This is a genomic window from Alphaproteobacteria bacterium (assembly GCA_019746225.1).
Lineage (GTDB): Bacteria > Pseudomonadota > Alphaproteobacteria > Paracaedibacterales > VGCI01 > VGCI01.
Map to the genome: position 1 here is coordinate 1 of JAIESE010000045.1, position 4,100 is coordinate 4,100.

The window sequence follows — 4,100 nt, forward strand, 5'->3', positions numbered from 1 at the left end:
CCCGAGAGGAAAATGTGGCACGTTTTATTTTTGTAACTGGTGGTGTGGTCTCTTCCTTAGGAAAAGGGATAGCATCGGCGTCTCTTGGAGCCCTTCTGCAAGCCCGAGGATACAAAGTTTTAATCCGCAAATTAGAACCTTATCTAAATGTTGATCCGGGAACAATGAACCCCTTACAGCATGGGGAAGTCTTTGTCACAGATGACGGCGCGGAGACAGACCTTGATTTAGGCCACTATGAACGATTTACAGGCGTGAACGCAACACGCTTTGATGCAGTTTCAACGGGTCGTATTTACTCCGATGTCATTGCCAATGAACGGCGTGGCGACTATTTAGGTGCTACCGTTCAAATCATCCCTCACATTACGGATGCCATTAAAGGCGCTATCTTAAAGAATAGCGAACAAGCTGATTTTGTCATTTGTGAAATCGGGGGCACCGTGGGTGACATTGAAGGTCTACCTTTTCTTGAAGCCATTCGTCAGCTACGTAATGATGTGGGCTGGCGCAATTCGCTTTTTATTCATTTGACCCTTGTTCCCTATATTCCAACGGCAGGAGAACTTAAAACAAAACCTACTCAACATTCAGTTCAAAAACTTCAAAGCCAAGGTATCCAGCCCGACATTCTTTTATGCCGCAGCGACCGCCCTATTGGAGTGGAAGAACGGCGCAAGCTTGCTCTTTTCTGTAACTTAAAACCTGAATGCGTGATTGAAGCTTTAGATGTTGCCTCTATTTATCAAGTTCCTATCAGTTATCACCATCAAGGTTTAGATAAGGAAGTTTGCAAACATTTTTCTCTTGAAGATAAAACCTCACCCGATCTGACGATTTGGGAGCAAATTGTTGACACCCTCAATCGCCCCGAAGGGAATGTCACCATTGGCGTTGTTGGCAAATATACCTGCCTTGTGGACGCTTATAAATCTCTTCACCAAGCCCTTATTCATGGGGGAATTGCTAATAAAGTTCATGTAAATATTGAATGGATTGATGCAGAAGAATTAGAAGCTGCGAGCAAAATCCACCTCATGGAGCGTTTTTCATCCCTTCATGGAATCCTCATTCCTGGCGGTTTTGGCACGCGCGGGACTACAGGCATGAAGCTAGCCATTGAATACGCCCGCGAGCATAAAATCCCTCTCTTTGGTATATGTTTAGGAATGCAGCTTTCTGTTATCGAAGCCCTTCAAAATATTGGAGGTCACAAGAAAGCAAATTCAACAGAGTTTGAGCCAACTTTCATGCCTGTCGTGGGGCTTATGACCGAATGGGCCAAGGGTGATATGATTCAAAAGTACTTTCCCGGCGGTGATCTTGGCGGTACCATGCGTCTTGGTGCCTATGAATGTCAATTAACTCCAGACTCTAAATCTCATGATATTTATCATAGCGACCATATCTCTGAGCGCCACCGCCACCGTTATGAGGTCAATACTACCTATCTCAAAGAACTTGAAGAATGTGGTCTTTATGTAGTGGGAAAAACAGAAGACGGCTTTTTGCCAGAAGTTGTTGAACGCAAGGATCATCCTTGGTTTATTGGCGTTCAATTCCACCCTGAATTAAAATCACGGCCTTTCAAACCTCACCCTTTATTTACCTCATTTATTGAAGCAGCCCTCAATCAAAATCGTCTTGTTTAATAGGAGTATAGTATGACCCATCACGTTAAAGTCGGTAATCTTACCATTGGAAACGATCTCCCTTTAACCCTCCTTGCGGGACCTTGCGTTATGGAAAGTCGCGACCATGCTCTTGAAATGTCTCATGCCTTGGTAGAAATGACACAAAAATTGGGAATGGGGCTAATTTATAAAACCTCCTTTGATAAAGCCAATCGTACCAGCTTAAGCGGCGCAAGAGGAGTGGGTCTTAAGGAAGCACTCCCCGTCTTTGCAGAAATCCGCGAAAAGTGGGGATGCCCGATTGTCACCGATGTTCATGATGCTCTTCAATGTGCTCCCGTGGCCGAAGTCGTCGATGTTCTTCAAATCCCTGCTTTCTTGTGCCGTCAAACAGACCTTCTACTTGCAGCTGGCAACACAGGGAAAGCCTTAAACGTGAAAAAAGGGCAATTTCTTGCCCCTTGGGATATGAAGAACGTGGTAAAGAAAATTGAAGAAACCGGTAATAAAAACATTATGTTGTGTGAGCGCGGCGTTTCCTTTGGGTACAATACACTTGTCTCAGATATGCGTGCCCTTCCCATCATGGCTGAGCTTGGTTATCCCATTGTTTTTGATGCAACTCATTCTGTTCAACAACCGGGTGGTCAAGGGTCTTCAACGGGAGGACAGAGAGAATTTGTGCCTGTTCTTGCCCGTGCTGCCATTTCCATTGGCGTTGCTGCTGTGTTTATGGAAACCCATCAAGACCCAGACAAAGCGCCCAGTGATGGGCCTAACATGGTTAAATTAAAAGATATGCCTGCTCTTCTTGAAACGCTCATGGCTTTTGATAATTTATCAAAGTCTAATCCCCTTTCTCTAGCCGCTTAAGCGAGGACATTATGAGTATCATCATCGACATTCTAGGACGTGAAATTCTTGATTCCCGAGGTAATCCTACCGTTGAGGTTGAAGTTGAACTTGAAAGTGGTGTCCGCGGACGGGCTTCCGTTCCTTCGGGTGCGTCTACTGGCAAACATGAAGCCGTTGAAAAGCGTGATGGTGACAAAGAGAGATATAATGGGAAAGGTGTTTTGAATGCCGTAGAAGCGGTCAATGATGACCTTTATGACGCTTTGTGCGGAATGAATGCCCAAGAACAAATGCTTATTGATCAAGCTCTCATCGACTTGGATGGCACAGAAAATAAAGAAAAATTTGGGGCCAATGCCCTTCTCGGCGCAAGTCTTGCCATTGCACGGGCTGCAGCAGAAGAGCAAGGTCAACCCCTCTATCGTTATATTGGCGGTCTTTATGCCCATGTTCTTCCTATCCCATTGATGAATATCATTAATGGGGGCGCCCATGGCGATAATCCTATTGATTTTCAGGAATTTATGATTGCTCCCACAGGAGCCCCTTCCTTTAAGGAAGCCCTCAGGTGGGGATCAGAAGTCTTTCACGCCTTGAAGAAAAACCTCTCCGAGGCGGGTTATAATACAAATGTGGGCGATGAAGGCGGCTTTGCCCCTGCCCTCCCTTCAACTCGAACTGCCCTGGATTTCATTATGAAATCCATTGAAACGGCCGGCTATAAGCCTGGGGAAGATGTCGTTCTGGCTTTAGATGTAGCAGCCACTGAGTTTTATCGGGTGGGGCGCTACCATCTAGCAGGAGAAAATAAAATCCTGGAGTCCTCTGAATTAGTCGCTTTCTATGAAGAACTTGTCAAAACCTATCCCATTCATTCCATTGAAGATGGCATGGCAGAGGACGATTGGCATGGATGGAAGGCCTTAACTGATGCCCTGGGAGAAACAACCCAACTAGTGGGTGATGATCTCTTTGTCACCAATCCTTTGCGGTTGGCTGAAGGCATTGAAAAGGACGTTGCCAATAGTATACTTATTAAACTGAATCAAATTGGAACCCTTACAGAAACCATACAAACCGTTGATCTAGCCCACAGGTCCAGCTATACAACCGTCATGTCCCACCGTTCCGGTGAGACAGAAGATACTTTCATTGCTGATCTTTCAGTAGCCTTAAATTGTGGACAAATCAAAACCGGCTCTCTCTCCCGCTCTGACCGAATGGCAAAATATAATCAATTGCTGCGCATTGAGGAAGAACTGGGATCACAAGCAGTGTTTGGGCTTTAGTTAAAAGCTGTACAATCTTAATATTTTGATAATATTAAAAAATTTCGAGAAGCGCTTCTAACAGCTCTCAATCAATTCTTAGAAGAGCTTGAGCATACAGGAGTTCTTTGTGAAACAGACTTTTTATGAAGTTCAAAAGTAATGCCATTATCTTTATCAAAGATACTATTGGGGTGCTCGATATAGACCCAATGTTCCAAAGGTGCTTTGGGAGATTCGGCATAATTCCTAAATACTATCCATTGAATAGTCGCCCGTTAAAAAGTTCTGGACACGAGGAAAATCCTAGAGGAATCGAGTAGATTTTGATAAAATAATTGCA

3 protein-coding genes are annotated in these 4,100 nt (G+C 44.5%); all 3 read left to right on the forward strand.

The window, feature by feature from the left end; all coding sequences use genetic code 11:
• Positions 1 to 14 precede the first annotated feature (14 nt).
• Genes K2Y18_08395 through eno form a run of 3 tightly spaced genes read left to right on the forward strand, consistent with a single transcriptional unit; the run spans position 15 to position 3,778 of the window.
• Positions 15 to 1,652 carry a CTP synthase gene (locus tag K2Y18_08395; protein MBX9805754.1) on the forward strand — a complete coding sequence of 546 codons (1,638 nt, stop codon included), beginning with the start codon at positions 15 to 17 and terminating at the stop codon, positions 1,650 to 1,652.
• 12 nt (positions 1,653 to 1,664) lie between these two features.
• Positions 1,665 to 2,507, forward strand: coding sequence for a 3-deoxy-8-phosphooctulonate synthase (kdsA, locus tag K2Y18_08400; protein MBX9805755.1), 843 nt, complete (start codon positions 1,665 to 1,667; stop codon positions 2,505 to 2,507).
• An 11-nt stretch (positions 2,508 to 2,518) separates the two neighbouring features.
• Positions 2,519 to 3,778, forward strand: a complete 1,260-nt coding sequence (gene eno / locus K2Y18_08405) for a phosphopyruvate hydratase (GenBank protein MBX9805756.1) — start codon at positions 2,519 to 2,521, stop codon at positions 3,776 to 3,778.
• The last annotated feature ends 322 nt before the right edge of the window (positions 3,779 to 4,100 follow it).